Origin of the sequence: uncultured Kiloniella sp., assembly GCF_937128705.1 — a bacterium.
Taxonomy (GTDB): Bacteria; Pseudomonadota; Alphaproteobacteria; order Kiloniellales; family Kiloniellaceae; genus Kiloniella.
Genome location: NZ_CAKZMP010000125.1, coordinates 1 through 2,265 on the forward strand (window position 1 = coordinate 1; position 2,265 = coordinate 2,265).

Genomic DNA, 2,265 nt, shown 5'->3' on the forward strand with positions numbered 1-2,265 from the left:
AGGAAACTGCAGACCGCATCAATCAGACACGGGAAAAAGGCGGACGCATTATTGCCGTCGGCACAACAGCCCTAAGGTTGCTGGAAAGTGCTGCAGATCAAAATGGGAAACTCCACCCGTTTGATAGCGAAACCGATATTTTCATTACCCCCGGCTACAAGTTTAAAATTGTTGATCTTTTACTCACCAACTTCCATTTACCGAGATCAACCCTTTTTATGCTGGTTTCTGCCTTTGCGGGCCTTGACCGTATGCGTAATGCTTATCAACACGCCATAGACAATGGCTATCGTTTTTATTCCTACGGAGACTGTAGTCTGTTACAGCGTGAGGACAATCTATGAGTAATACCCCAAAATTCGGATACGAACTGCAAGCAAAAGACGGGCTCGCCCGCCGCGGTGAAGTTACCACTGCCCACGGCACCTTTCAGACCCCTGCATTTATGACCGTAGGAACTGCAGGAACGGTCAAGGGACTTACCCCGGATCAGTTGAGAACAACGGGTGCAGAAGTTGTGTTGGGCAATACCTACCACCTGATGCTACGCCCGACAGCAGAGCTGGTTGACCGTCACGGTGGATTACACAAGTTCATGAATTGGCCACACCCGATCCTTACAGATTCAGGTGGCTATCAGGTTATGTCTCTTTCTGGCTTGCGGAAAATCACGGAAGAAGGCGTTAAGTTCCAATCCCATATTGACGGCAGTAAACATAACCTGACACCAGAACGGTCCATGGAAATTCAACATCTGTTGGATTCCAACATCACCATGGTTCTGGATGAATGTACACCATACCCTGCTACGCACGAAGAAGCCGCCCATTCCATGCGTCGTTCCATGCGTTGGGCTGAGCGCTGTCGTAAAGCCTTCAAAGACAGAGATGGATACGGCCTTTTTGGTATTGTGCAAGGATCAACCTATGAAGATTTGCGCAAGGAATCAGCCGAAGCCCTCATCGACGTAGGGTTCGAAGGCTATGCTGTCGGCGGTCTTGCTGTCGGTGAAGGCCAGAAAATTATGTTCGAAGTTCTTGATCATACCATGCCTCATCTGCCAGAGGACAAACCCCGATATCTAATGGGGGTTGGAAAGCCATCAGATCTGGTTGGTGCCGTTGCACGCGGTATTGATATGTTTGATTGTGTCCTGCCGACCCGATCAGGTCGTAATGCACAGGCCTTTACCCGCCGCGGTGCCTTGAATATGCGAAATAAGAGACACCAAGATGATCATCGCCCGGTTGATGATCAGTGTAAATGTATGTGCTGTACGCAATTCAGCCGTGCTTATCTGCGTCATCTCTTCGTTGCAAAAGAAATGCTTGGCCCCATCCTGCTAACCATACACAACCTTGCCTATTATCAGGAACTTATGGCTGGCATGCGAGATGCAATCGCCGCCGGTACATTTGAAGCTTTCCAAGAGGAATTCTACAAGTTGCAAGATGGGGGCGACATCCCTGCGTTGGATTAAAATAGCAACAGACATATGCTATACATATTCAAATCGTCATCTTTGTAGAGACATATAAACGGTAAATAGATAAAGAAAGGGAAGGAAGGTCATGAGCAAAAAGTCCTCGAAAATTGCCCCTTCCCGGCTCGAGCCTGCGGCAGCTATTCGTCAAAAGGCCCTTGAACTCAAATTTGATACTGTTGGGTTTTCGCCAGCTAAAATTAACGAGAAAAACCAGCAAAATCTTCGTACTTTTCTCGATCTTGGGTATCACGGCAATATGGCTTGGATGGAAAACCGGATAGAGTGGCGCGAAGACCCCACAGCAATGTGGGAAGATGCAAAAAGCATTATTGTTCTGGGCGTCAATTATGGTCCAGCAGAACCCGCCCTTGCCAATCTGGATTTCGATGATCGAGGTAATATTTCTGTCTATGCCAGAAACAAAGATTATCACGATTTCATCAAAAAGCGTTTAAAAGCCCTTGCCCGCTGGATGGTTGAAAATCTGGAATGTCAGGTCAAAGTTTTTGTCGATACGGCCCCCGTGCTGGAGAAAGTTGCTGCGGCGCAATCTGGTATCGGTTGGCAGGGTAAAAATACCCATCTGGTTTCCAGAGAATATGGATCGTGGCTTTTCCTTGGGGAAATTTACACCGATCTGGACCTTAAAACGGACCGGCAAGAAGAGGATCACTGTGGCAGCTGCAACAAATGCTTATCCATCTGCCCTACAGATGCCTTTCCCTCCCCCTATGTTCTGGATGCGAAACGCTGTATCTCTTACTTAACAATTGAATACC

At 47.7% G+C, this 2,265-nt stretch carries 3 protein-coding genes; all 3 read left to right on the top strand.

Features of this window, described 5'->3' with window-relative positions; all coding sequences use genetic code 11:
- Positions 1–344 (top strand): S-adenosylmethionine:tRNA ribosyltransferase-isomerase (locus Q0241_RS07135; RefSeq protein ID WP_299375273.1); only part of this gene is annotated, 344 nt, incomplete at its 5' end.
- Positions 341–1,480, top strand: coding sequence for a tRNA guanosine(34) transglycosylase Tgt (tgt, locus tag Q0241_RS07140; RefSeq protein ID WP_299375276.1), 1,140 nt, complete (start codon positions 341–343; stop codon positions 1,478–1,480). The genes Q0241_RS07135 and tgt, both read left to right, overlap by 4 nt.
- A gap of 91 nt (positions 1,481–1,571) precedes the next feature.
- On the top strand, positions 1,572–2,265 hold a 694-nt coding region (gene queG / locus Q0241_RS07145), incomplete at its 3' end, for a tRNA epoxyqueuosine(34) reductase QueG (RefSeq protein WP_299375279.1).

Excerpts from the sequence above, each read along its gene's own strand:
- tgt (WP_299375276.1), top strand. The coding sequence starts at position 341 with ATGAGTAATACCCCAAAATTCGGATACGAACTGCAAGCAAAAGACGGG.